The sequence below is a fragment of the Amycolatopsis sp. NPDC024027 genome (assembly GCF_040638975.1).
GTDB lineage: Bacteria > Actinomycetota > Actinomycetes > Mycobacteriales > Pseudonocardiaceae > Amycolatopsis.
Genome location: NZ_JBEZYY010000005.1, coordinates 38203 through 61613, shown reverse-complemented (window position 1 = coordinate 61613; position 23411 = coordinate 38203). Strand labels below are relative to the sequence as shown.

Annotated in this window: 26 protein-coding genes; 13 read left to right on the top strand and 13 right to left on the bottom strand. The window is 73.1% G+C overall.

The window, feature by feature from the left end:
- Genes AB0F52_RS14590 through AB0F52_RS14575 form a run of 4 tightly spaced genes read right to left on the bottom strand, consistent with a single transcriptional unit; the run spans position 1 to position 2115 of the window.
- Positions 1-453 (bottom strand): hypothetical protein, encoded by a 453-nt coding sequence (locus tag AB0F52_RS14590; protein ID WP_360169794.1) that lies wholly within the window; start codon positions 451-453, stop codon positions 1-3.
- 3 nt (positions 454-456) lie between these two features.
- Positions 457-990 carry a DUF2589 domain-containing protein gene (locus AB0F52_RS14585; RefSeq protein WP_360169791.1) on the bottom strand — a complete coding sequence of 178 codons (534 nt, stop codon included), beginning with the start codon at positions 988-990 and terminating at the stop codon, positions 457-459.
- A gap of 13 nt (positions 991-1003) precedes the next feature.
- Positions 1004-1459 carry a DUF2589 domain-containing protein gene (locus AB0F52_RS14580; protein WP_360169788.1) on the bottom strand — a complete coding sequence of 152 codons (456 nt, stop codon included), beginning with the start codon at positions 1457-1459 and terminating at the stop codon, positions 1004-1006.
- Positions 1456-2115, bottom strand: coding sequence for a DUF2589 domain-containing protein (locus AB0F52_RS14575; protein ID WP_360169785.1), 660 nt, complete (start codon positions 2113-2115; stop codon positions 1456-1458). The genes AB0F52_RS14580 and AB0F52_RS14575 overlap by 4 nt, the downstream gene beginning before the upstream one ends.
- Before the next feature lie 325 nt (positions 2116-2440).
- Between AB0F52_RS14575 and AB0F52_RS14570 the strand changes: the two genes are divergently transcribed.
- The 6 genes from AB0F52_RS14570 (at position 2441) to AB0F52_RS14545 (ending at position 6289) form a co-directional block, all read left to right on the top strand.
- Positions 2441-2716 carry a hypothetical protein gene (locus AB0F52_RS14570; RefSeq protein WP_360169782.1) on the top strand — a complete coding sequence of 92 codons (276 nt, stop codon included), beginning with the start codon at positions 2441-2443 and terminating at the stop codon, positions 2714-2716.
- 308 nt (positions 2717-3024) lie between these two features.
- The gene (locus AB0F52_RS14565; RefSeq protein WP_360169777.1) at positions 3025-3456 is read left to right on the top strand and encodes a hypothetical protein; all 432 of its coding nucleotides are present in this window, start codon (positions 3025-3027) and stop codon (positions 3454-3456) included.
- Positions 3449-4654, top strand: a complete 1206-nt coding sequence (locus tag AB0F52_RS14560; protein ID WP_360169774.1) for a PPE domain-containing protein — start codon at positions 3449-3451, stop codon at positions 4652-4654. Before AB0F52_RS14565 ends, AB0F52_RS14560 begins: the two co-directional genes overlap by 8 nt.
- Positions 4651-4938: a type VII secretion target gene (locus AB0F52_RS14555; RefSeq protein ID WP_360169771.1), complete on the top strand. Its 288-nt coding sequence runs from the start codon at positions 4651-4653 to the stop codon at positions 4936-4938. Before AB0F52_RS14560 ends, AB0F52_RS14555 begins: the two co-directional genes overlap by 4 nt.
- A gap of 68 nt (positions 4939-5006) precedes the next feature.
- Positions 5007-5699 carry a hypothetical protein gene (locus AB0F52_RS14550; RefSeq protein ID WP_360169768.1) on the top strand — a complete coding sequence of 231 codons (693 nt, stop codon included), beginning with the start codon at positions 5007-5009 and terminating at the stop codon, positions 5697-5699.
- A complete protein-coding gene (locus tag AB0F52_RS14545) occupies positions 5696-6289 on the top strand; it encodes a hypothetical protein (RefSeq protein ID WP_360169765.1) in 594 nt (197 codons plus the stop codon). The genes AB0F52_RS14550 and AB0F52_RS14545 overlap by 4 nt, the downstream gene beginning before the upstream one ends.
- Here the strand turns inward: AB0F52_RS14545 and AB0F52_RS14540 are convergent.
- The gene (locus tag AB0F52_RS14540; protein WP_360169762.1) at positions 6201-6986 is read right to left on the bottom strand and encodes a helix-turn-helix transcriptional regulator; all 786 of its coding nucleotides are present in this window, start codon (positions 6984-6986) and stop codon (positions 6201-6203) included. The two genes, AB0F52_RS14545 and AB0F52_RS14540, sit on opposite strands and share 89 nt — an antisense overlap.
- A gap of 48 nt (positions 6987-7034) precedes the next feature.
- On the opposite strand from AB0F52_RS14540, the gene AB0F52_RS14535 reads away from it, so the two are divergent.
- Entirely contained in the window at positions 7035-7808 is a 774-nt protein-coding gene (locus AB0F52_RS14535; protein ID WP_360169760.1) for an ESX secretion-associated protein EspG, read from the top strand.
- A gap of 19 nt (positions 7809-7827) precedes the next feature.
- Here the strand turns inward: AB0F52_RS14535 and AB0F52_RS14530 are convergent, their stop codons facing one another.
- From AB0F52_RS14530 to AB0F52_RS14510, 5 genes are read right to left on the bottom strand one after another with little or no spacing between them, the layout of a single operon-like run.
- Positions 7828-8193: a hypothetical protein gene (locus AB0F52_RS14530; protein WP_360169757.1), complete on the bottom strand. Its 366-nt coding sequence runs from the start codon at positions 8191-8193 to the stop codon at positions 7828-7830.
- Entirely contained in the window at positions 8190-8453 is a 264-nt protein-coding gene (locus AB0F52_RS14525; RefSeq protein ID WP_360169754.1) for a YbaB/EbfC family DNA-binding protein, read from the bottom strand. The genes AB0F52_RS14530 and AB0F52_RS14525 overlap by 4 nt, the downstream gene beginning before the upstream one ends.
- Complete coding sequence (locus AB0F52_RS14520; protein ID WP_360169751.1) at positions 8450-9457, bottom strand: CHAP domain-containing protein; 1008 nt, start codon at positions 9455-9457, stop codon at positions 8450-8452. The genes AB0F52_RS14525 and AB0F52_RS14520 overlap by 4 nt, the downstream gene beginning before the upstream one ends.
- Position 9458: 1 nt before the next feature.
- Complete coding sequence (locus tag AB0F52_RS14515) at positions 9459-10172, bottom strand: transglycosylase SLT domain-containing protein (RefSeq protein WP_360169748.1); 714 nt, start codon at positions 10170-10172, stop codon at positions 9459-9461.
- A gap of 22 nt (positions 10173-10194) precedes the next feature.
- Positions 10195-12549 carry a LuxR C-terminal-related transcriptional regulator gene (locus AB0F52_RS14510; protein ID WP_360169745.1) on the bottom strand — a complete coding sequence of 785 codons (2355 nt, stop codon included), beginning with the start codon at positions 12547-12549 and terminating at the stop codon, positions 10195-10197.
- A gap of 165 nt (positions 12550-12714) precedes the next feature.
- Here AB0F52_RS14510 and AB0F52_RS14505 point away from each other — a divergent pair, with 165 nt between their 5' ends.
- The 3 genes from AB0F52_RS14505 (at position 12715) to AB0F52_RS14495 (ending at position 16168) form a co-directional block, all read left to right on the top strand.
- Positions 12715-13809: a helix-turn-helix domain-containing protein gene (locus AB0F52_RS14505; RefSeq protein WP_360169742.1), complete on the top strand. Its 1095-nt coding sequence runs from the start codon at positions 12715-12717 to the stop codon at positions 13807-13809.
- 153 nt (positions 13810-13962) lie between these two features.
- Positions 13963-14505 carry a hypothetical protein gene (locus AB0F52_RS14500; protein ID WP_360169739.1) on the top strand — a complete coding sequence of 181 codons (543 nt, stop codon included), beginning with the start codon at positions 13963-13965 and terminating at the stop codon, positions 14503-14505.
- An 88-nt stretch (positions 14506-14593) separates the two neighbouring features.
- Complete coding sequence (locus AB0F52_RS14495; protein ID WP_360169736.1) at positions 14594-16168, top strand: M48 family metalloprotease; 1575 nt, start codon at positions 14594-14596, stop codon at positions 16166-16168.
- Here AB0F52_RS14495 and AB0F52_RS14490 read toward each other — a convergent pair.
- From AB0F52_RS14490 to AB0F52_RS14480, 3 genes are all read right to left on the bottom strand, one after another.
- Positions 16165-17991, bottom strand: coding sequence for a cellulase family glycosylhydrolase (locus AB0F52_RS14490; protein WP_360170774.1), 1827 nt, complete (start codon positions 17989-17991; stop codon positions 16165-16167). The genes AB0F52_RS14495 and AB0F52_RS14490 overlap by 4 nt on opposite strands.
- Positions 17992-18095: 104 nt before the next feature.
- The gene (locus tag AB0F52_RS14485) at positions 18096-19274 is read right to left on the bottom strand and encodes a lipase family protein (protein WP_360169733.1); all 1179 of its coding nucleotides are present in this window, start codon (positions 19272-19274) and stop codon (positions 18096-18098) included.
- Between the two features lie 29 nt (positions 19275-19303).
- Complete coding sequence (locus AB0F52_RS14480; protein ID WP_360169730.1) at positions 19304-20866, bottom strand: GMC oxidoreductase; 1563 nt, start codon at positions 20864-20866, stop codon at positions 19304-19306.
- A gap of 107 nt (positions 20867-20973) precedes the next feature.
- Here AB0F52_RS14480 and AB0F52_RS14475 point away from each other — a divergent pair, with 107 nt between their 5' ends.
- The 3 genes from AB0F52_RS14475 to AB0F52_RS14465 all read left to right on the top strand — a co-directional run bounded on the left by AB0F52_RS14475 (position 20974) and on the right by AB0F52_RS14465 (position 23320).
- Positions 20974-21555: a TetR family transcriptional regulator gene (locus AB0F52_RS14475; protein ID WP_360169727.1), complete on the top strand. Its 582-nt coding sequence runs from the start codon at positions 20974-20976 to the stop codon at positions 21553-21555.
- Positions 21556-21698: 143 nt separating this feature from the next.
- Positions 21699-22136: a MarR family transcriptional regulator gene (locus tag AB0F52_RS14470; protein ID WP_360169724.1), complete on the top strand. Its 438-nt coding sequence runs from the start codon at positions 21699-21701 to the stop codon at positions 22134-22136.
- A complete protein-coding gene (locus AB0F52_RS14465; protein WP_360169721.1) occupies positions 22133-23320 on the top strand; it encodes a cytochrome P450 in 1188 nt (395 codons plus the stop codon). Before AB0F52_RS14470 ends, AB0F52_RS14465 begins: the two co-directional genes overlap by 4 nt.
- The last annotated feature ends 91 nt before the right edge of the window (positions 23321-23411 follow it).

Here is a 23411-nt window from a genome sequence, read left to right as displayed (position 1 = left end):
TCACCTTTCCTTGTGTGAACGGGTTTTCACGGGAACAGCCGTCCCCGGCCCGCGGACCCGGTTGCGGGCCGCGACCACGACCGCGCACCGGCGGCCGCGGCGCAGCGGGCAGAACGGCACCACCGCCGTCGTGTCGCGGACGGTGAGCGTGCGCACGGTGACCCCACCGCGCACCAGCCGGACGACGTAGGCCATCGCGCCCGGCACCGGCGCCCAGCGCACCACCAGCCGGCCCGGGCGCCGCCGGACGGTGAGGCACGCGGGCGCCGGCACCGGCGATGCGGACACCCGGACGCGGGCGCCGTCGACCGTGACCCGCACGGCTCGGGCGCCGTCCGGCGCGGTGATCCAGTACGCGGCTTCCAGCGCCCGCATGCCGACCGCGCCGACCGCGCCGAACTCGCCGTTCAGCTCGCGGAACAGCGACCGCAGGCCCTCGGCGACGGTGTCCACCGGTCAGGCCTTCGCCGGCGGCCGGGGGACCGCGGTGACCGACTGGGCCATCAGGTCGAGCACGCGCGCCAGCGCCTCCGAAGGCGGCGCCGCCGACGCGCGCAGGTCGACCGTGTACTTCGCCGTCTTGTCCGTGTCCCGCGTGTTTTCCCGCTGGGCGGCGGGTTTCACGAGCACCTGCGGCGGTTCCCCGGTGTCGCCGGCGGTCGGCCCCAGGGAACGGATTTCGAGGCTGAAGTGCGTCTCGAAGGTGTCGATCCGCAGGCTGGGCACCGAAACCAGGGCCAGCAGCGGCAGCGAGACGTGGACGTCTTCGCCCACCACCGCCTGTTCGGCCGCCGGGCCCGGCGGTTCGACGGGACGGCTGAACGCGAAGTCGACCGTGCGGACCGCGCCGTGCTCGTCCACCCCGACCCGGCGTACGAAGTCCGCCGAAGCGTCCGCGAGCGCTTCGGCCGCTCGGGCCGCCGACACGACGGGCGCGGCGATCATCTGGTCCAGCGACAGGGTGTCGACCGGTGGATCCGGTGCGGTCATGGCTGTTCTCCCTTCACGGCACGTTGTTCGTGGTCATCCGGTCGAGCAGCCGGGCGAACGCCTCGGGCCGCTCGCCGGTCTCGAAGGTGACCTTGAACTGGGCGAGGTCGCCCTCGGTTCCGGAACCCAGTGACGCCAGCAGCGGAGCCGTGACGGCCGGGTCGTCCGGTGCGTCCGGGACCGCGCCGAGCCCGAGCAGCCGGGCGCGGAAGCTGACGGTCAGGTCGTGGATCCGCAGCGGGTGCGGCGGCGCGAGCGCGAGCACCGGGACCTGGATCTCCTGGTCCTCGGCCTCGGGCAGGGTGCCCGGGATCGTGACGGGCAGCAGCTGCGGCGCGCGGGTGTCGCCGGACTCGTCGAGCGTGTGCCGGCGCAGTTGCCGCACGTGCTCCTCTTCGGCCAGCCGCTGGGCGTCAAGCACCGCGTGGTGCAGCGCCCGCAGGATGGTCGCGACCGTCTCGGAGCTCATTTCGCCGCGACCGCCTTGTCGGCGGGCTTGTCCGGCATGACCGTCGTCACCGGCGCGATCGAGGTCGCCATGATGTCGAAGACACGGGCGAGGCCTTCCGGCATCGCGTGGTTGGTCGCCTTCACCGCCACGTGGTACTTCGCGGAGTTGTCCGAGCTGCGGGTGTTCTCCTGGTGGGTGGCGACCTTGCCGTGCACCGACACCGAGAGGCTGAACGGCCCGATCCGGCCTTCCCCCTTGGCGTCGAGCGAGGCTTCGACGTCCTTGCTGTCCTTCGACTGCTCGGCGGACTTGACCTCCATGTCGAACGCGACGTCGACGGTGTCCACCTGCAGGTTCGGCACCGGGACCATCGACAGCAACGGCACCGACAGGCTGACGTCCTCGGTCACCGCCTGCCCGTCGCCGCCGGTGTCCCCGGTGGGCGGCACCTCGCGCGGCCGCTGGAAGGCGAACTTCACCGTCCGCAGCCGGGCGAAGCCGGCCTGGTCGGTGACCGGGCCGTCCGCGGGCCGGTCGAAGCCGACGGTGTTGATGTAGGTGGCGGTGGAGTTGGCGAGCATCACCTGCGCGTTGCAGGCCGCGGTCAGCGGACCGCCGATGAGCGATTCCATCGGCAGTCCCTGGAACTGGTCGGACATCTTTTCGAGAGCCACGGTCTTCTCCGATCGAAGGGGGGAACGACGAGGTGAACTGTAGGCACGAAACCGCGGAAATGAAGTGTTTCGCGTGACCATTCGTCGAATCGGCGCAATTACACCATTGTGTTTGACGATTTCACGTGAATGCGTCAAAACGCTTTCTCGCGGTTTCACTTTACCGGCCGAGTAGCTTGTGGACGGGCGCTGGCCTGCCCCGATCGTGGCGGCCGGGACAAGTGGGCGGTGCGCCGGTGTCACTCCAATGGCCGTCTGGTCATTCCCGCCCGACGTGATCAGACTCGAAAGGAGTGATCAACCGTGCCGACAAAACGAGGACGAAATGGCCAGCAGAGAACGGGCAGACGACGCCGGCGACCCAGATGCCGACCACCAGGCGGACCCGCGGATCCTCACCTCCGAAACCGTCACGGCGCACCGGGTGAGCGTTTATCTGCACCCCGACGACGCCCGGGTGCTGCGCCAGGGCCGCGTGGACGACGGGGCGGACGCCAACACCCGGATCCGGGCGTTGCTGGCGGTCTACCGCGCCGACGACCGGGTCCGCGAGCGTGTCGACGCACTGGCCCGCAGTGCCTCCCGCCGCGGCCGCCACTGAGCCGTTCGAGCCGCGTTCCCCTCGATCGAGTGAGGGGCGGATCACCGCGCTGGAGCCGCTTCATGCCGAGCATGGCGACCGGCTCAGCCGAGCACGCGGCCGGGAGAGGGCGGCCGGGCCCGGGGCCGCACCGGGCCGTCGTCAGTGCGGCCGCCGGCCGACCTCGGCGGGCCGCCGGCCACCGGCACCACGCCCGCCCTATCCGCCCGTGCAGTCTTCATGTCCACCCGTGCACCCGGGTGGGTCGCTCTTCTCAACGCGGCCGGCATTGGCCAGGATGGACGCCTGGGTGGCGAGGGAGGACCTCCATGGCGACTGTGCGCGACGAAGCCGACGCGCGGCGGCAGCTGCGCGCGGAGCAGCAACGCGAGACGAACGAGCTGGTCGACGCGGGGCCGGTGACCACCGCGAGCACCGGCGGCATCGAACTCCACTACGACGGGGTCGAAGCCCTCAAAAGGGCCATCGACGAGCGCTACGACGAGCTGCGCCGGCACCTCGAAACGGCCCGCGCCCTCGACACCGGACTGGCCGACGGCAAGGGACCGGTCGCCCACTGGATGCGCCGCTCGTTCGCGGTGCGCGGTGGCGCCGAGGCCGGCGGGGTCCAGGCCGCGCTGCAGTCGTACCTGGCCGAGCTCGCGGTGCTGCGGCAGACGCTCGGCACCGTCGTGACGATGCACCAGGGCAACGACGGACAGGCCGCGGCTGGGCTGCCGACGGGGGACGCGGATGCCTGAGTTCCACTCGACGCACCACGCCCCGACCGCGCGGCAGCGGGTGAAGGCCCGGCGTGTCCGCCGGGAAAAGGCGGTCAACAACCGCGAAGCCACGTTCGGCCGGATCAACTGGGACAGCTACGAGCACCGCGAACTGTGGGACATGGTGCAGTCGGCCGTCCCGGCGAAGCTCGACCAGCATGCGGCCTGGTGGAAGGAGGTGGCCACCGGCGTCAGCTCCGCGACCGACGAGGTGTCGGCGCTGGTCGGAAAGCTGCGGGAGTCGTGGCAGGGGTCGTCGGCGGACCAGGCCGCGGCATCGGTGGACCGGCTGACCGGCTGGGCGGCGACGGTGGGCGAGAACGCCCAGCGCGTCGGCGCCGGCCTCGACACGTACACGTCGGTGGTCGCCGAAGCCCGGCACCGGATGCCCGAGCCGGTGCACTACTGGGCCGAGCGGTGGTTCCGGCAGGGGTACGCGGTGAAGCGGCTCGACGGCCCCGAGGGCACCTACATGCTGGACCAGCTGCTCGACGACAGGCTGCCGACGAAGAAGGAAGCCGACGACGCCAAGGCCGCGGCCGTCCGCGTGATGGAACAGTACGAGAGCGCGAGCCACGACGTCCGCCACCGGCTGCCCCCGGAGTTCGACACGGCCCCGCCGGTGATCGCCGGCTCCGGCTCCGCACCGCGGCCACCGGTGGTCCGGACCCCGCCCGCGCCTCCGGTCCCCCGCGATCCGCCCGCGCCTCCGGACCCCCGCAATCCTCCCTCGCCGCCGCACGAGGGAGCCCACGACGAGCCGGGTGCCGGACCGGACGACTCGACGTCGACGGCGTCCGCGCTGCCGCCCACGTTCACCGGCGCCGGAGTCCCGGGCGCACTCGACGGGGTCATCGGCGCCGCCGGGCCGGGTTCGCCGGCCGCGGCCGGCTCCGGCTACGGTCCCGGCTTCGCGGGCGTTCCCGTGGCCGGAACGCCGGGCTCCGGGACGCTCGGCGAAGGCGGCCGCGCCGGAGCGGGCCGGTTCGGGGCCGGGACGCCGGGCTTCGGACCGGGCGGGACGAGCGGCCGCGGCACGGCGGGCGGGTACGGCATGTACCCGCCGGGCCAGGGCACGCGGCGCGAGGAGGACACCGAGCACCGCGACAAGTACGCGAAGGGCTACGACCTGCTCGACGACCTCCCGCCGGCCTATCCGCCGGTGTTCGGCGAATGACCGGCTTCCACGCCGACCCGTCGGCCCTCGACGCGTTGGCGCTGCGCCTGGAGGACACGGCGGACGAGTACCGCTCGGCAGCGGACTCGCTGGCGGCACCGGACGACCTCGGCCCGGCACCGGTCTCGGCGGCGCTCACCGCGCTGACCGGCGAGTGGTCCGGCAGGATACGAGCGGTGGGAACGGACTTCGCCGGCGCGGCCACGGGTGTCCGGACGGCCGCGAAGGCTTACCGGGCCGCGGATGCTGCCGCGGCCGAGGAGCTGGGCCGAGCCGATGGCTGACCGGAATCACCCCGCGAACGCCGCCCGCCGGTCGGTCCGCCCTGCGTCCGGCCGGCGGAGCCGCGGCCATGGCTGAGTTCCGCGGCCTCGGCTTCGACCCGGTCCCCGGCAGCCCCGACGCGGTGGCCGAAGCCGCCCGCCGCTGCACCGCCGCCGCGGCCGGGCTCGAGGAAATCCGCTCCCCCGGCCCGATCCCCGAGTGGGCCGGCCGGTCCGCGCAAGCACTCGCGGAACACGCCGAACGAGCCGCCGCCGCCCTCGCCGCCACCCGGGACGCCCTCCGCGCCGCCGCCGGCGTCCTCGAAGACTGGGCCGGCGCTCTCGTCGCGAACCACCGCCGGGCCGACGACCTCGACCGACGCGCCAGTGTGGCGCGCCAAGCCGTCACCGCCGCGCACGACGACGTCGAGCAAGCCGAAACCGAAGCCCAGTTCTCTCCCGTCACCCAGCCGAACCTCACCGAAGCCCGCGCCCGGCTCGCGGCCCGCCAGGACGACCTCGACCGCGTCCTCACCGAAGCCCGCGACCTGGAACGCGCCCACAACACCGAAGCGACCCGCGTCGCCGAGCGGCTGAGTGCCCTCGGCGACGGAGCCCCCTTGCCGGCCGCGCCCGGCTTCTCCGGGGTGGCGACCCAGCTGGAGACCTTCTCGGCCGTCGGGCGCGAGCTGGGCGTGACCGTCGCGAAGACTCCGGTCGTGCCGGTCACGCCGCCGCCGGGTGCCGTCGGCGCGTTCGCCACCGCACTGGGTGGCCGGTGAAACTGCCCGCCGTTCCGGGGATCACCCCGGTGAACCTGGACTCGGTCGAGCGCACCACGGCCGAGCTGCACGCCCTGATGGCCCGCCTGCGCGGTCCCGACGCCGCCCGCGACCTCGGCCTCGAGGCTGCCGCCGTCCAGTGCGCGGAGGTCGCCCACGAGCAGCGGGCGGGGCTGCTGGCCCTCGTCGAACACCGGGACGCCGATCCCGCCCTGCTCATCGCGGGCGTCGTCCCGGTCGACCACCCCGGCGAGGCCGCCGACCTCGGGTACCACCTCGCCGACCACACCCCCGGTATCCGCGACGTCAGCGATGCGCGGACCGGCCGCGGCTACCCGGTGGTGATCGTCGAGCGGATCGGCCTTTCCGGCGCACAGCTGCAGGCCGTCGTGCTCGACCCGGATCGGCCGCGCGCGGCCGTGTTCACCCTGCACTCCCCCGGCGGTCGCGGCTGGCTGGAGGTCGCCGGCCTGGCCGGGACGCTCGTCGCCGGCGTCGACCTCACCCCCGCAGCGCCCGCTCCCGGAACTCGCGTGGGGTCCGGCCGGTCGCCTGGCGGAACGTCCGCGAGAAGTGCGGGGCGCTGGTGAACCCGCAGTCCCGCGCGATTTCCGCGATCCCGCGTCCCGCCTTCGCCGGGTCGGCCAGCAACGCCTTCGCACGGTCGACCCGCAGGCCCTTGAGCCGTTCCGACACGCCTTGGCCGTCGTCGAACAGCTGGTACAGCCGCCGACGCGAGATGTACAGCGCCTCGGCGATCTTGTCCGCGCTGAGCGACTGCTCGCCGAGGTGCGCCCGCATGTACTCCAGGGCTTCGCGCCGCCGGGCCGCGAGTGCGTCGACGCGGTCGAGTTCGACGCGCAACGCGCTCCGCAGCACCAGTTCGGCCAGGCCCAGCAGGTGGTGCGCGAGCCCGTGCGGGTCGAGCCGCGGACCGGCCGCCACGACGTGGGCAACGGCGCCGGCGAACAGCGAACGCAGCGGCGCGTCGACCTCGACCGGGCGGAACATCAGGGGCCGCAGCTCGGCGAAGGAGATCGACAGCTTCGCCGCCGCGACGGTCAGCATCACGACGCCGGAGGGCTGCAGGTGCAGCGTCGCGTCGGCGAACGTCAGCTTCGCGCCGGATTCGGCGACCGCGCGCGGGACGGGACAGCGCAGCAGCAGCTGGACGTCCTCGGGGTCCTTGCGGCCGCCGAGGATCGCGGCGCGCGCGGCCGCCGCCCCGGACGCGCGGACGACGAGGTACCCGCTCGCGGGGACGTCCAACGACTGCGGCTCGGCCATCGGCACCATCGTGCCCGACGGCGGTCGCTCGGCCCGGGAAGGGGGACCATGGCGCGGCGCACCGCGACGGCGGCGGGAGTGATCCTGTCGCATCTGGAATTCGATCTCCTCTGGGAGGACCTGGGGCCGGGCGGGCCACCGCCGTACCCGTTCGACGTGCCGTCGCACGGCGCGACGCACGCCGAACGCGACGACCTGGGCGTCCGGGTGTTCGCCGGCCTCGCCGAGGCGGGGTTCACGGACGGGGACGACGTCGACCCGGAACTGGCGGACCTGGTCGTGCTGCTGGGTTCGCCGACGGTGAGCGTCGACGCGCTGGTGCTGGGTGAAGCGCCGTGGCGGCTGCTCGCGGCGGCGCGGGCCGGCGCCGGCGTGCTCGCTGTGCTGGACGACCGCGACCTGGTGCTGGAGCCGGTGCGCCCGGACGGCCTGGTCCCCGCGGTGGCCCGGATGGTGGGCGCGGCCGAGGCGGGGCCGGGTGACCAGCTGCGGCTGCCCCGTGCGGCGTATTCGGCGGCGATGGACGCCTACGCGCGCAGCGGGTACGACGCGTTCGAGCGGGCGCTGAGCACGGCCGGCATCACCGGCCGCGCGGTCCGCCCGCTGGCGACGCTGGTGACGGCGCAGCGCTACGCGGCCGGGCAGCTGGCGGCGACCGGCCCGGCGGGCCGGAGCCCGGTGCTGGCCTGGTTCGACACGGCCGCCGGCCGGTACGCGGTGACCCCGGAGCACGTGGGCGGCGAGCCGTGGGTGACGGTCACCCCCGCCGACGGCGCCTGGCTGGCCGACCGCCTGGCGCGCATGGTCGACGACGTCCGCTGAGCAGCCGGCCGTCGCTCGTTCACATCGCCCAGGTCGCTGGGACGAGGGAGTCCTCGTCGGGCTCCGGCGGCCGGCGGGCGCGGTCCGGGCGCGCGGCCGTCCCGGGCTCGTCCGGCAGCAGGTCTCCCAGCAGCTCGCGGCCCTGGCGCAGGGCATCCGCCCCCGCCTCCGACGCCAGCCGCCGGATCAGCCCGGCCAGCTCTCCCGGCGCCTTGTTCAGCGCCGACCGGTCGAACCGCAGGTCCACCAGCGCGCCGTGCAGGTCGACGACGACCGACACGCCGTCATCCGCCGCCGAAGCGCGGATCGCCGCCAGCCGAGCACCGTATCCCGGCTCCGGGGCGGCGAAAGCGTCGTCGGCCAGCTCCACAGCCGTCCTGGTCACTGCGCCCGCCAGCTGTCCGGTGTGGTTTCTTCCGCGGCTGGCCCCGGCTCCGGCAGGCCGAGGGCGGCCACCCCGTCGCGGGTGTGCCACAAGGAAGCCGTGGCCCGCGCCGACGCGGCCGCCGTCAGCACCAGGATCCGGCGCGCCAGCTCGTCCGGCTCCAGCCGCAGCGCCGCGGCTTCCAGGGTCAGCTCCTGCAGCGCCCCACCGGGCGCGACCTCGACGGCGACCGTCCGGTCGGCGGCTTTTCCGGTGATCACGGGTGGACCCCTCCGTAGAACGTCGACGCCGAGAGCGGGTGCGTGTTCCGGCGGACGGCGTCCCCGGAGTTGCCTTCGATCATCGTGACCTGGTTGCCTTCGACCTTCTCGACGATGCCGATGTGCGTGCTCGTCGACGTGTTCTGCGGGCCGGTGCCGAAGATCAGCACGTCCCCCGGCTTCGCTTCGTGCAGCGCGTGCTTGCCGTAGGCGTGCCCGTTGCGTTCGCCCCAGTGGTAGACGTCACCGCTGAAGGGCAGCACCGGAATCTGCACCCCGGCCTTGCGCCACATCGCCGTCGCGAACGACGAGCACCACGCGGCGGCCGGCCCGTACGGGTTCCGGTTGCTGCCCGGCGGGTTCTCGCGGGTGCCCAGTTCTTTCCGCGCCGCGTGGACGATCTCCCGGCCCCGCCCGGAGACCTTGCCGGGGTGCGTCGTCTTCACCGCCTTGTCCACGACCCCATCGTGGGTCAGGTCCTTCCGCAGCTCGTGCAGCTTCTTCGCCGCTGCCTTGAGTTCGGCGTCGACGTGCCGCAGCGTCGACGCCGACTGCCGCGTGTACCGCGGGGCCAGGTCGGCGGCGTGCCCGACGGCCCGCATCAGCGCCGCCTGCGTCCCGGCCGCGACACCGGCGTCGAGCACCTGCTTGGCCTGGGCGGTGTACTCGTCGACCAGCCGCTGCACGGCCGTGTGTCCGCTGTCCACTGTGGATGCCACGTGCGCGACGACCTGCTCCGCCGCCGCGCCGGCTCCGCCGGTGATCCGCAGCTCCTTCGTCAGCTTCGCGCTGTGGTGGCGGAAGCCGTCGGCGCCGCGGCCGTGCCAGTGTTCCAGGACCGTGGTGCTTTCCTTGTGGTAGGCGTCGTGCTGGGCGTCCAGCGCCCCCGCCACCTGGTGCAGGGCGTACTCGGCGCGGACGGCGTCTTCGGCCTTCCCGGCGAGCTTGTCGCGGTGCGCGATGAGGTCCTTCGCGAAGGAGCGCGCAAGCGCGGCGGTGTCCATCTCAGCCCTTTCCGTTCAGCGCGGCGGCAGTGGCCGTCTCGTGGTCGCGATAGGACTTCGCGGCTTTCCCCGCGGCCGACGCGAGCCCGTCGGCGTGCGCGCCGACGCCGTTGACCTGCCGCTGCAGCGCCAGGCCGAACTCGGCCAGCGCGCCGGCGAACCCCGACTCCTCGCCGATCTTCCCGAAGCTGTCGCGGGCGATCTCGCGGACGTCGCGCAGCTGCCCGGTCGCGGTGCCCAGCGCGTCGGCGACGTGCCGGGTCCGGTGCACGTAGGCGTGCAGCACCGCGTCGTCCACCCGCAGCCGCCCGCCACCTCCTCGTGCCTGGGGCTCACCGCGGTGCTTGGTGACGTCCCGGGCGGCCGCGCGCGCGGCCGTCAGGTGGTGCTGGTACGCCCCGTTCGTGTACGTCGACCAGGGCGTGAAGTCGTGGCCGTCGCCCGAGATGCGGTTCGCGACCCGTGCGTTGGTGTCCGGGTCGAACAACTGGCCGTCGGACTTCAGGTGGTACTGGCGGCGCCGTTCCGGGCCGAGCGCACCCAGCATGTTGATCTGCCAGAGACCGTAGGAATCGTCCGGCGGGGTGGCGTTGTGCGCGGTGGCCCGCCCGCCGGACTCGGCCAGCGCGACGGCGACCGCGGTGGTCAGGCCCTGGCCGCGGAACCCGGCCGCGTAGGCGTGCCGGGCGATCTGCTCGGCGCTCAGCTTCGTCATGGTCCGACCTTGTCCGGCCGGGTCACCGTTCCGGTAGGCGCAGTGCACGCAGGGACAACCCGGGTGCACGCGCGGCTCCTGCGGGTCCCGTCCAGGTGGCGAGCCGCTCGTTCACCCAGACGGCGACCTGGGTCCGGTTCGCGAGGTCCAGTTTGTTCAGGATGTGCTGGAGGTGGGTTTCCGCGGTCCGCTGGGCGATGACCAGGCGGACGGCGATCTCGCGGTTGCTCAACCCGGTCGCGACCAGCCTGGCGATCTCCGACTCGCGCCGGGTCAGCGGCGGCAGCACCGCGTTCCCGGCCGCCTCCTCGCACTCCGTGGCCGCGGCCGCCTCCGGCGCCAGGATGTCGTGCGGATTCCGCCGGTGCCCCTCGGCGAACGCCTCCTCGAACCGCGCTTCGCCGAGTGCGTCGCGAGTGGCCGCAAGCAGCTCGCGGTGGGCCAGCGACACCGCGATGTCCGGCTCCGCTCCACACCGGTCCCACAACGTCGCCGCCGTGCCGAACAACCTCGCCGCGTCCGGCCAGTCCTCGCGCTTGGCCGAAGCCCACGCCAGCCCGTCCACCCGGTACGCGGCCGACAGCACGTCCGGCCCCCGCAGGTCGATCTCCAGCGCGTCGCGCATCGCGCGTTCACCGACACCGAGGTCACCGCCGAAGAGGATCTCGGCCGTGCCGAGTCCGAACAGGGCCATGGACCGGTAGGACTCGTCCTTCCCCGATTCGCACAGCCGCAGCATCCGGTCCAGCAGGCGCCGCGCACCGGCGAGGTCACCGCGGAACGCCGTCGCCACCGCCTGGATGAACATCGGGTGCAGCTGGTGCCGCGGCTCGCGCCGCGCACCGAAGATCCGCACGGCCTCGGCGGCGTTCTCCAGCGCACGCGGCTCGACCGCGAGCAGCGCCACGAAGGCCCGCGCGTGGCAGATGTACGGCACCGCGTCGTCGTCGCTGATGGCTTCGGCGAGCTTCAGCCGGTGCCTGGCCCCGTCCAGATCCGCGTGCAGGGCGGCGCACAAGGCCGCGCGGGCCTGCGCCCTCGCTCGCCCCGGGGCGTCATCGGGCGCGACGGCGAGCGCACGGTCGAACCACTCCCGGATCTCCCACGCGGCACCCCGGGCCATCCAATACTCGATCACGCCGCTCGCCATCCGGAGCGCGACCGCGGCCTCCTCGGGGTCGCGCAGCGACCACGACAGCGCCGCCCGGAGGTCCGCGTGCCGGTCGGACAGGCGGGCGAACCAGTCCTCGCGCCGGGGGCCGAACCACTCGGCGCCGGCTTGCCCGAGCAGCCGCGCGTGGTGGTCGCGGTGCCGCCGGGCCACGACCTCGGCGGTCCCGGTGGCGGTCAACCGTTCCTGACCGAACTCGCGCAGGGCCTCGAGCATCCGGAACCGGATGCCGTTCGTTCCTCCGACGCGCAGCAGCACCGACTTGTCGACCAATCCGTCCACGGCGTCCAGCACCGCGAAGCCATCGAGCCCAGGAACCGCGCAGACGTCCTCGGCGGCGGACAGGTCGAACGCACCCGCGAACACCGAGCAGCACTCCCAGACCGCCCGCTCGACGTCCGTGCACAAGGAATGGCTCCACTCGATGGTGGCCCGCAAGCTGCGGTGGCGCTCCGGCAGCGACCTCGCGCCGGTGGTCAGCAGCGCCAGGCTGTCGCCCATCCGGGCGACGATCTGCCCGGGCGAGAGCACGCGGGTGCGCGCCGCGGCGAGCTCGACGGCCAGTGGCAGGCCGTCCAGCTGCCGGCACAACGCCACCACGGACGCCACGTCGTCCTCGGTGAGCCGGAACGACGGCAGCACCTCGGCCGCCCGGTCGACGAACAGCCGTACCGCGTCGTAGGCGACCGCGTCCGCGACCGTCCGGGCGTTCTCCGGAGGGACGGCCAGCGGCGCCACCGGCACGATCCGCTCGCCCGCGACCCCGAGCGAACACCGGCTGGTCGCGAGCACCGCCAGGCCCGGGCACTGCCGCAGCAGAACACCCACCAGCTCGGCGCAGTCGGCGACGAGGTGCTCGCAGTTGTCCAGCACCAGGAGCATCCGCCGGTCGCGCAGGTGGGCCAGCACGGTGTCCCGGGCGGGCCGGGCGGCCGTGTCGTGCAGGCCCAAGCAGTCGGCGAGCGTGCGGGTCACCAGGGTGCCATCGCGCAACCCGGCGAACCCGGCCATCGCGACGCCGTCGGAGAAGGCCCGGGTCACCGAGCCGGCGACCCGGCAGGCGAGCCGGGTCTTGCCCACGCCACCGGGACCGGTCAACGTGACCAGGCGGCTCGCACCCAGCAAGCGCCGCACCTGGGCTTCGTCCTCGGCGCGGCCCACGTAACTCGTCAGGTCCCGCCGCGCGCTCACGCCGCCGTCGTCCACCGCGCCTCCGCTTCCCATCTTGATCGGTCGCGGTGTTCGTGTCCATGTGGACCAACCCCCGTTGCGCCGATCAGCCGGAAATACGTGTATTCACCGACGCGGGCAGCGGCTCTCGCCGACCAGACTCGGCGCGCCAGCGAGGCCCGCCCGCTCCGGAGGTCGACGATGACCGTCCCCCAGCCCCTGCCCGACGGCGTCGCGGCGGCGATCGCCCGCGCGGTCGTCGCCGGCGTCCGGCACGCCGTCCCCCGGCACGCCGCACTGTTCGACGCAAGCGCGACCGAGTTCGTGGCCGCGCTGTTGAGCGGCTCCCGGCCGGTCCCCGCCGGGATCGCCGCGGGTGCGGGCGCCTTCCGCCGCGCCGGCGTCGCGGAGCACGCGGCGCGCGGCGACCTCGACCGGCTCACGCGCGCCTACTGGGCGGGCGGCCGCGGCGGCCTGCCGATCGTGGCCGAGCTGGGCCGCCGGGCGCACCCGGGTGCCGTCGCCACCGGGGTGGAGGCCCTGCTCCGGTGCGTCGACGTGTTGAGCCGCCTGTCGACCGAGGCCTTCAGGGCCGCGCAACCGCCGACCGCCGCCGACCTGCGACGGGACCTGCTGCGCGAGCTGCTGGCCGGCCGGCCCTGGACCGACCTGGCCGCGCGCGCGAAGTGGACGCCGCCCGAGCGCGTGCTGGCCGTCGTCGTGGCGCCCGGCGTGCGCATCGCCCCGTTCGACTCCGGACTGCTCGCCGACCTCACCGCCGAACCGCCGTACCTGCTCCTCCCGGCCCACACCGATCCGGCGCGGCTGCTCGGCCACGGCCCGGCCGCGACCGGACCGGCCGTCCCCCCGGCCGAGGCGGCCACCTCGCTGCGCTGGGCCCGGCGGGCCTGGGCACTGCGGGACCGCGGCGTGCTCCCTCGCGACCGCGTCGTCCGCTGGCCCGACCACCTGACCACACAGTGCCTGTTCGCGGACGAGCCGCTCACCCGCGCACTCGCCGCGCAAAGCCTGGAACCCCTGGCCGGGCTGCCCGAGAACCGGCGCGGCAAGCTCGCCGAAACCCTCGCGGCGGCGCTCGACGCCCGCGGCGGCGCCCCGGAAGTCGCGACCCGGCTCGGCATCCACCCGCAAACGGCCCGCAACCGTCTCCGCCGGCTGCGCACCCTTTTCGGCTCGCGCTTGGACGACCCGCAAGAACGGCTCAACCTGCGCATCGCGTTGCGCGCCGAGCGAGCTCTGGCGGACGAGACGGCACCGGCCGCACGGACAGCGTGATCACCGGCTGACAGATCGAATTCCCGCCGCGGCGCTTTGCCGGTGATTCCCCTTCGGTTCACGAGCCGATTCACGCGCATTGGGGTTGTGTGACGAATTGGCACCGCTCCGCTATAACGGCATTGTCGTGTACCGACGGAGGGCGGTTGCCTCATGGGTAAGCCAGTTGCGGACCGGCGTGTGGTCGTCGATCTGGCGCGCGAGGTGGTGGCCGAGGTCGCGCCCGATGAACTGGGGTTGTTCCCGGAGCGGTGCCGCGCGTATTTCCGCCACCGGAAGGGGCACGGCCGGGATCCGCTGGCGATGGGCATCGAGGCGTGGACATCGGTGGCCACGTTCGCGGTCCTGAGCACGGTGCAATCCGTGCTGGTGTTCGTCGCGGCCGAGTTCAAGAAGGGCGTGGAGGAAGAGGGCGCGTCCACGATCCGCGCCTGGATCAGGCGCGGATTCCGGCGGCTTGCGCCGCCCACCGACGAGTCGGACCGCGCGGTGGTGGTCGTCGACCCCGCGGGGGGTGAGACCGCACGCGGCGGCGAGGAGCCGCGGGGCATCCCGTGGACCGAGGAGCAGCTCGGGCGAATACGGGCCCACGCGTACGGACAAGCCCTCGAGTTCAAGGTGCCGCCGGCGCGGGCGAGCAAGCTGGCGGACACGATCGTCGCGAAACTCGTCCTGCCGGGTTCCGGCGATGACTGACGCGGCCGCGATCGATCCGGAATCGACCGGGCGGCGGGCTCGCCGAACCGTGTTCCGGGCACCGACGACGTTGACCTCGAGGTCGTTGGTGTTGATCCTCTGCGTCGCGGTGCTCACGATGCGCCTGTTCCAGTCCTACCGCGACTCCCGGCTGGTTCCGCTGGAAGAAATGAGCGAAGCGTGCCAGACCCGGTATTTCGCGGCTTTCCGGTTGCCGTTCGTCCCGGACAGGCTGGCGACCTTGATGGCCGAACATCCGGATTGCGTCACGCGGGAGAACCCGTTCCCGCTCGCGCCGCAGTGGTTCGCGCTCCTGCTGCTCGCGGCCTTGATCGGGCTGCAGCTGGTGGTGGAGCCGGCGCTGAGGATCTTCCGGCGTGGGCTCACCGGGTTGCGGCCTGAGGCGTTCCCCGACGGCGGAGCCCTGTTCGGCGAAGTCGTCCAGGCCGCCGGAGTCGGCAATGATGTCCGGTTCCGGTGCGCCGCGGGGGATTCCCGGGTGGGCGGAGCAGCTTTCGGCTATCCCTGGCGCAAGTACGTGGTCCTCAACGGCGGATTGGTGCCACTGGCCAAGGACGACCCGGAGACGTTCCGCGGCGTCCTGCTGCACGAGCTCGCGCACGTCCACAACAACGATCTCGGCATCACCGCGCTCGCCGTGGCGACCTGGCGAGCGTTCGTCGCGGTCACCTTGATCCCGTTCGCCTTCCTGATCTTCGCCGATGAGCAGTTCGCCACGCTGACCCACGGGAGCCTGACCGCAGCGCAGCTCATCCCGTTCTCGGTCCTCGCCTTGGTGGCCCGCAACGGTGTCCTGCATGGACGTGAGTACCTGGCCGACGCGACCGCGGCGCGGTGGGCAGCGAGCACGGCCGGCCTGGACCGGCTCCTGTCGCGCGATGCCACCGTGCGCAACCGCATCCGGGTGCTGTTCGGTTTCCACCCCAGCCCCGTCCACCGGCGGCGCGCCCTGGCCGAGTCGCGGCCACTGTGGACGAGCGGCCTGTTCGACGTGTTCCTGCTCGGTGCCCTCACCGGACTCGCGTGGCCGAGTGTCCTGTACGTATTGCGTCGCGAGACATTTTTCGATGCCAGCGTCTCGGCGTCGTTGCTGGCCTTGTGGCCGCTGACCGCGATCGTCGGTGCGGCCCTGGCCACCACGGTGGCCAACCGCGCCCGGGACGGGCGCACGAGCGCCGGCAGCCTGGTGAGTGTCGTGTTCGCCGCTGGTGTGATCGGCGGTGTGCACCTGACTTTCACCGGGTCCGGCCTCGGCCTGTTCCCGGTGGAAGTACCGTTCTCGTGGAGCATCGCCTGGTGCGGAGTGCTGGTGGCCGTGTGCTGGCTGTGGTCGATGATCGTGGACGTGACGGCCCGGCAGTGGACCTGGGCCTCACCCGGGGCGTCGGTCCCCGTGCTCGTGGCAGTCGAGGCGGCGCTGCTGACCCTGGTGCTGGCTCCGTTGCTGGCCTCCCGGATCGACCTGCAGATCATCGAGTCCATGACACCTTCGGACTCCCTGCCGCACCTGCTCGACCTTCGCGGCGCCGAACCGACGCTGGTGGTCGTCCTCGCCGCCGCCGTGATCTTCCCGGTGACCGGAAGACTGGCTCCGGTGCTCGCCAGGCTCGGCGGCACCACCAAGCGGTGGTTCCCGGGCTAGGACCGGCAGAGCAGCGCGTCCGGCGTCCGGCTCGAACCGATCCGGCCGGTGTAGGCGACGCCGGCGAGGTACTCCCCCGGCGCGCACTGGCCCTTGTGGTTCCCGGTCGCGAAGTCGCCGCCGGGGTCGCCGGACGGCCGGTTGTCGCCGCGGTCGAACCACACCGTGCGGCCCGTGCGGCCCAGCGGTGTCGCCGACCGGCCGCACAACACCGCCGAGAAGGCCGCGCCCCGGACGCTGTAGCCGACGACCGCGTGGCCGGGTGGGCACTGGGTCTTGGTGTAGCCGGACGCCCAGTCGGTGTCGACGTAGGTCTCGTCGCGCACGACCACGTACCCGGCCGGGGCGGCGAGCGTCCCGGTGCACAGGCCGCGGTTCCCGGTGTGGGCCAGGCCGGCGAGCCGCTGCCCGTCGGGACAGACGCCCTTGCGGGCGCCGGGGTCCCAGTCCGGCAGCGCACGGACCTGACGTGACTCCGGGAAGTCGGCGTAGTCGAGGTTCAGCATCGACCAGTGCGCCACGTCGTCCAGGATCGGCCCGGTGCGCGACGGTGCGGAGATCAGCCGCTGCCACGCGGGGCCGCGCCAGTCCGTGCCGTCGAGGACGTCGATACGGCGTCCCGCCGGGTCGTATCCGAGCAGGGCCCAGCCGTCCCCGGAGCCGTCGGTCTGGAAGCCGACCGCGGGCCAGTAGGCGAAATCCGTGTCGGTCTCGGCCAGGTAACCGACGAAGTTCTCGAAGAACGCGCGCGACGCCGGGTCGGTGGTGTTGCGGCCTTCGCCGAATTCACTGATCCACAACGGCGCGGTGTAGTGCCGGCCGGTGTCGGCCGAGACGAAGAACGCCTGCAGGTACAGCACGTCCCGCAGTTCCTGGGGTGAGAGGTCGCGGTAGCGCGGGTCGTGCGTTTCGCCGACGCCGGTCGCACCGGAGTGGTGGGGCCCGGTGTAGCCGTAGAAGTGCGCCGAATAGACGAGCTTGCCCGAGTCCACGAGCGTGTGCGACAGCGTCCGGACGGGTTCCAGCGTCGGCCGGCCGTGCGGGAAGCCGTCGATCGGCAGCCCGGTCCAGTTGATGCCCTCGACGAAGATCAGCAGGTCGCGGTTCGCTTCGGTGAGAATGCGGTCGGCGACCTGCTGACTCGCGCGCTGCCAGTCGGTGCTGTTGCCCCAGCCCCAGTTGGGGTCGTCGAAGGTGTTGCGGCGCACCTCGTTGTACAGGTCGGCGCCGACGACGCGCTTGTTCGAGGCGTAGCGGCGCGCCATGAACAGCCAGTCGTCCTGCCACTGCTGCTTGGTCTGCGCGGTGTTCCAGCGTTCGTTGCCGTCGAGCCCGCAGCACCAGCGCGAGGTCGTGGTGTGGTTGTTGAGGACGACGGCGAACCCGCGCGCGGTCAGCCGCTCGACGACGCGGTCGTAGACCTGCAGCGGCGTGAGGCCGCGCAGGTCCGGGTTGGCGGCCAGGTCCGGGACGGGCCGGCTGTCGTGGAGCATCGCGTTGGAGAACTGCAGCCGGACGCTGTTGAGGCCGAGCTGCGCGAGCCCGTCGATGACCGTGTCGATGGACGCACGGTCCAGCCCGAGCGGGGTCTGGTAGGCGATCTCGCCGGCGTGGTGGTTCGCCGGGTCGTTCACGTCGCCGGAACCGGTCCACGTGCCGCTCGCGCCGTGCCAGTTGGCTGCCTTCAGCTTGAAGCGGTCGCCGTGCGCATCGACGATGTACCGGCCGCGGGTGCTGAGCGGCCCGGCCCAGGGCGGCGGGTCCGCCTCGGCCCGGGCCACGGGAACGACGACGCCTGCGGCGGCGAGCAGGACGATGAGCAGCGCACCCGGGATCCTCACGCAAGGAAGTCAACCAACTCGCGAGCCGCCTGATAAGCGCCGAAGGGAGTGCTTCGCCCGTCACGACGTCCGCGGGCGGAGATCGCTCAGCAGTCGGAGCGCGCGGGCTTGCCCGCGAACCGGTCGGCCAGGTAGTGCACGACATCGCCCGCGGAGAACGCCAGCGTCGTCACGTGCTCGCCGACGTAGGTGCCCCACGTGACGTCGACCCCGGCCGCGCAGTACTCGCGCCGCAGGGTCTGCGCCTGCGACAGCGGGATGATTTCGTCGAGGCTGCCGTGGAACAGGAAGATCGGCGCCCGCGGCGGACGGGCGCCCAGTTCGTTCTCGGCCAGCCGGCCCTGCCACTTCGCGGTGGTGAGCGGGTTCGACGTCGTGTAGTCGGCGATGTGCCCGAAGGCGTAGCCGAACACCGCGTCGACGCACGCGTCCTGCTGCGTCGCGTACAGGGTCCGGCCGCGGTCGTTGAGGTAGTCCGGCAGGTCCAGCTCGGGGTAGGCCGCGTCCAGGCCGAGCGCCGAGAGCAGCAGGAAGCCGAACCCGACGCCGCCGTCGAGGTTCTTGGCCACCACGGTCAGGTCCGCGGGCGTGCCGCCGGCCGTGATGCCGGCGACGTGCAGCTCCGGCGCGTACGACGGGGCCAGTTCGCCCGCCCAGGCCGCTCCCCCGCCGCCTTGGGAGTACCCGGAGAACGCGACCGGCCCCCCGGCGGCCAGGCCGGCGGCCGGGAGCCGGGTGGCCGCGCGGACGGCGTCGATCACCGTGTGGCCCTCCGAGCGCCCGACGATGTAGGTGTGCAGGCCCGGCGTGCCGAGGCCCTCGTAGTCGGTGATCGCGACGGCCCAGCCGCGGCTCAGCATGGCGTCGACGAACAGCGGCTTCTCGTAGTCCGGCTGGAACTTCGACGGCGCGCAGCGGTCGCCGATGCCGCGGGTGCCGCTGGCGACCGAGACGATCGGGCGCGGACCCGGGCCCGGCCACGGCGCCGTCGGCACCAGGACCCGGCCCGACACCGCGATCGGCGTGTCCGTCGCGGACCTCGATCGGTACAGCACGAGGTACCCCTTGGCGCTGCCGGAGTCCGGCAACGGCCGCCACCAGACGACGTCGCCGTCGGCGCCCTCCGGCAGCGGGCTCGGCGGTGTGTAGAAGGCGTCACCGTCCGGGCCACGCGGCGGATCCGCGGTCGCGGCGCGCGCGGACACCGTGGAGAGCAGGGTGACGACGACGGCCAGCAGAACCGTCCAAACAGGACTTCGGCGCACGGGAACTCCTCGTTGAGTCCGACTCGGGTTCAGAAGACGCGGTCGACGTCTTGGGCGATCAGGTGGTCCAGCGCGCGCTCGGCGAGGGCGGCGATGGTCATCGACGGGTTGCAGGCGGCGGTCGTGCCGGGCATCAAGGCACCGTCGAGCACGTAGAGGCCGCGGTGGCCGAGCACGCGGCCGTCCAGGTCGCAGACCGAGCCCATCGCGGCGCCGCCGAGCGGGTGCCAGGTGCTCGGCACGACGGCGGTGGTGTCGAGCAGCACACCCAGCGGGCCGGCTATGCGGGTGATCCGTTCGTGGATGCGGGCGCTCAGCTTCGCGTCGGCGCCGGAAGGCCAGTGCAAGACGGCGTCGTCCTTCGCCGCGTCGTAGACGAACCGGCCGCGGCCTTCGCTGATGCCGTACCCGACGAGCATCGTGGTCCGCAGGTCCGGCAGCGGCGGCAGCGACGCCTGGATGACGGTGTTGGCCTTCGCGGGGTCGTCCCACTCCTTGCTGCCGTAGACGACCGGGCCGCCCTGCGGGGCGCCGAAGTCGTCGGCGAGGTTCGTCCAGGTGTAGATGCGGTCGCCGTTGCTGCCCCAGCCGGCGCCGAGCCCGTCGGGCAGGTCGGGGATGTCGCCCTTCGCGCCCGCCCGCATCAGCAGCCGGGTCGTGTTCGCCGTGCCGGCCGCCATGACGAGCGCCGTTGCCGTCAAGACCTTCTTCTCCAGCACGTTTCCGGCGGTGTCGATGCGGTCCACGCGGATTTCCCACCGGCCGTCGGGCGCCAGCGCGACGTCGGTGACGTTGTGCAGGACGGCGACGGTGCAGCGGCCGGTGGCCTCGGCGGCCGCGAGGTAGGTGACGTCGACCGAGTGCTTGCCGCCGTTGTTGACCCCGAGGGCGCAGTCGCCGTTGGTGTAGGACGGTTTCAGCTCGCCGTCGAGCTCGCGCAGGGCGTAGTTCCAGTCGATCGGCATCGGGATCTTCTCGACGGAGTAGCCGGCGTTGCGCGCGTTGCGCGCGAAGATCCGGGACGCCTTGTACGGCGTGCTCGCGACGAGGGCGTCCGGCGCGGTGGCGATGCCGAGCATCGCGGCGACGCGCGGGTAGTACTCGGCGTCCAGCCGTGCGTAGTCGAGCTGCTCGGGAAAGCAGGCGTGGAACAGCTCGGCCGTCGGCTGCAGCGTCATGCCCTGGTAGACCAGCGAGCCGCCGCCGACACCGGCCGCGCACATCATGCTCATCCCCCGGCCGGTGACCTGCTCGAGCAAGCCGGTGTAGCGCTCGAACGGCGGCAGCGAGGGCAGGCCCGGCAACGCCGGCGCCGAGCCCAGCCAGAAGATCCGCTTGTCGGGCGCCGACGTCGGGTGCGGGAACGTCTCGGCGTCCGGCCCGGTCGGCCACCGACGGCCGCGTTCGAGCACCAGCACCGGCACCCCGGCCTGGGCGAGCCGCAACGCGGTGACCCCGCCGCCGAACCCGGACCCGATGACGACGACCCGGTGCTCTTCCCGGCTGACCGGCACGCGGCCCGCTCCGAGCGCGGCGACGCCACCGAAGGCGATGGCGCCCTGCAGGAGGGTACGGCGGTTCAGGGTGCGCATGAACGGGTTCCTCCGACCGTGATCGTGACTTTCGGTGACTGTAGGAACCCGAAGCGAGAGATGGAACGGATTGCCCGTCTCACTACTGACGAGTAGGGTCGGGCCTCATGCGCGCCGCGCGACCGTCCGCCGCCGTACCCCGGCGCGTCGACGCCCGGCGCAACCGCGAGGCGATCCTCCGCGCGGCCGACGAAGCGTTCAGCGAAGACGCCAACGTCGCACTGGATGCGGTGGCCCGCCGCACCGGCCTCGGCCGCGCGACCGTCTACCGCCACTTCCCCGACCGCACGGCGCTCGCCCTGGCCGTCGCCGCGCACCACCTCGCCGCGCTCAAGAACCGGGTCCGCGGCCAGGAGCCGTTTCGCGAACTGCTGGGATCGGTGCTGGCCATGCAGGCTCGACGCCGCCCGCTCGTCCGGCTGTTCCGCGAGCTGCCGGAGCGCAGCCGCCGCCACCACGCCCACGCCCTGATTTCGCTGCTGCGCCCGGCGCTGGAGCAGGCACAGCGCGAAGGCACCGTGCGCGCGGACATCGAACCAGCGGACCTGGCCCTGCTGTTCGAAATGCACGAGGCAGCCCTGGCGTCGGAACTGGTCACGCGGGAGCCGTCGGAACCGGCGGAGCGACTGGTGCGGGTGTTCCTCGACGGCCTCGCCGAACCACGGAACCGGCCCGCGGACACCGCCTAGCCGGCCCTTCGGCGGCCTCGGCGCCGAACAGGAGATCGCCACCGGAAGCCCCCGCCGTGGGCTGGATAGTTCTTAACTCATTACTACCTACTCGTCCCGAAGCCACTTGCTCAGAATATTGATACTCAATATAGTACTGGTTTGTGGACGACGAGACGGTCAAGGCAGTGCGCCGCAGCGTTCTGCGGCTCGCACGGCGGTTGCGCGGCAGCCGCTCGGCGGGGGCGTTGAGTCCCGCCAAGGTCGGCGTGCTGGGCTACCTCTCCCAGCACGGCCCCAGCAGTCCCGGCGAGATCGCCGCCGCCGACGCGCAGCGGCCGCAGGCCCTGACCAAGGTGTTCACCGAACTCGAGGCCGACGGGCTAATCAACCGGTCGCCCAACGAGCTCGACGGGCGCAGCGTCCTCCTGCACCTCACCGCGCACGGCACGGCCGCGCTGGAAGCCGACATGCGCGAACGCGACGAATGGCTGGCGGCCGCGCTCGAAACGTTCAGCGAGACCGAGCGCGGCCTGCTCCGCCTGGCCGCGCCCCTGCTGGCGCGGCTCTCCGACCACCCCGCAACGAAGGACGAAGCATGACCGACGTCGACGCCTTGCCGCTGCCCCGCGCCTGCCCGTACTCGCCACCGCCCCGGCTCGGCGAACTGCAACGCGACGCCCCGATCAGCCGGGTCCGGATCTGGGACGGCAGCACGCCGTGGCTGCTCACCCGGTACGCCGACGTCCGGGCGGTGCTCGCCGACCGCCGGTTCAGCGTCGATCCCACCCGGCCCGGCTACCCCGCCCGCGGCCCGGCCGGCCGCAGCCGGCGCACCGGACGTGGCTCCTTCATCTCCATGGACGCCCCCGAACACACCCGCCTGCGCCGGATGCTCATCAGCGAGTTCACCGTGCGCCGCGTCGAGGCGCTGCGGCCGGCCATCCACCGCACCGCCACCGAACTGCTGGACGAGCTGACCGCCGGGCCGCAACCGGCCGACCTGGTCGCCCGGTACGCGCTGCCGCTGCCGTCCATCGTCATCAGCGCACTGCTCGGCGTGCCCTACGAAGACCACGCCTTCTTCGAAGATCGCGCCCGCGCGATGCTGGACGACTCCGCCGGCGGCGACGCCAACCGCGCCGCGACCGCGGAACTCGCCCGCTACCTCGGCGCCCTGCTGCACCGGAGAAGCGGCGACGACCTGCTCGGCCGCCTCAACGCGGAGCAGGTCGCCACCGGTGCGCTCTCGCGGGCCGACGCGGTGGCCACGGCCATCCTGCTCTTGATCGCCGGCCACGAAACCACCGCCAACCAGATCGCCCTGTCCACCGCTTTCCTGCTCGACAACCCCGAGCACGCCGAGGCGTTCCGCAACGCGGAGGGCCCACCGGCGACCGCGGTCGACGAACTGCTGCGGCTGCTGACGATCACCCACTTCGGCCGCCGCCGCGTCGCGACCGCCGACGTCCGGCTCGGCGACGTGACCATCCGCACCGGCGAGGGCGTCATCGCCGCCGCCGACAGCGCCAACCGCGACCCCCGCGAGTTCGCCGACCCCGACGAGGTGGACCTCGCCCGCAGTCCCAACCACCACCTCGCCTTCGGGCACGGCGAACACCTCTGCCTCGGCCACCACCTCGCCCGCCTCGAACTCCACATCGCGCTGACAACGCTGCTGCAGCGCCTGCCCCGGCTGCGGCCCGCCGTCCCCACCGGCGAATTGCCGTTCCGGCACGCCCACCCGATCTACGGCATCGACCGCCTCCCGGTGACCTGGGACTGACGAGTGCGGGCGATCCGCAGTGCCGTCCTCAAAGGACCAGCGAAGCAAGGGTGAGGTGTCCTGGAACTGTCGGACCAGCGCGCGGCCAGCG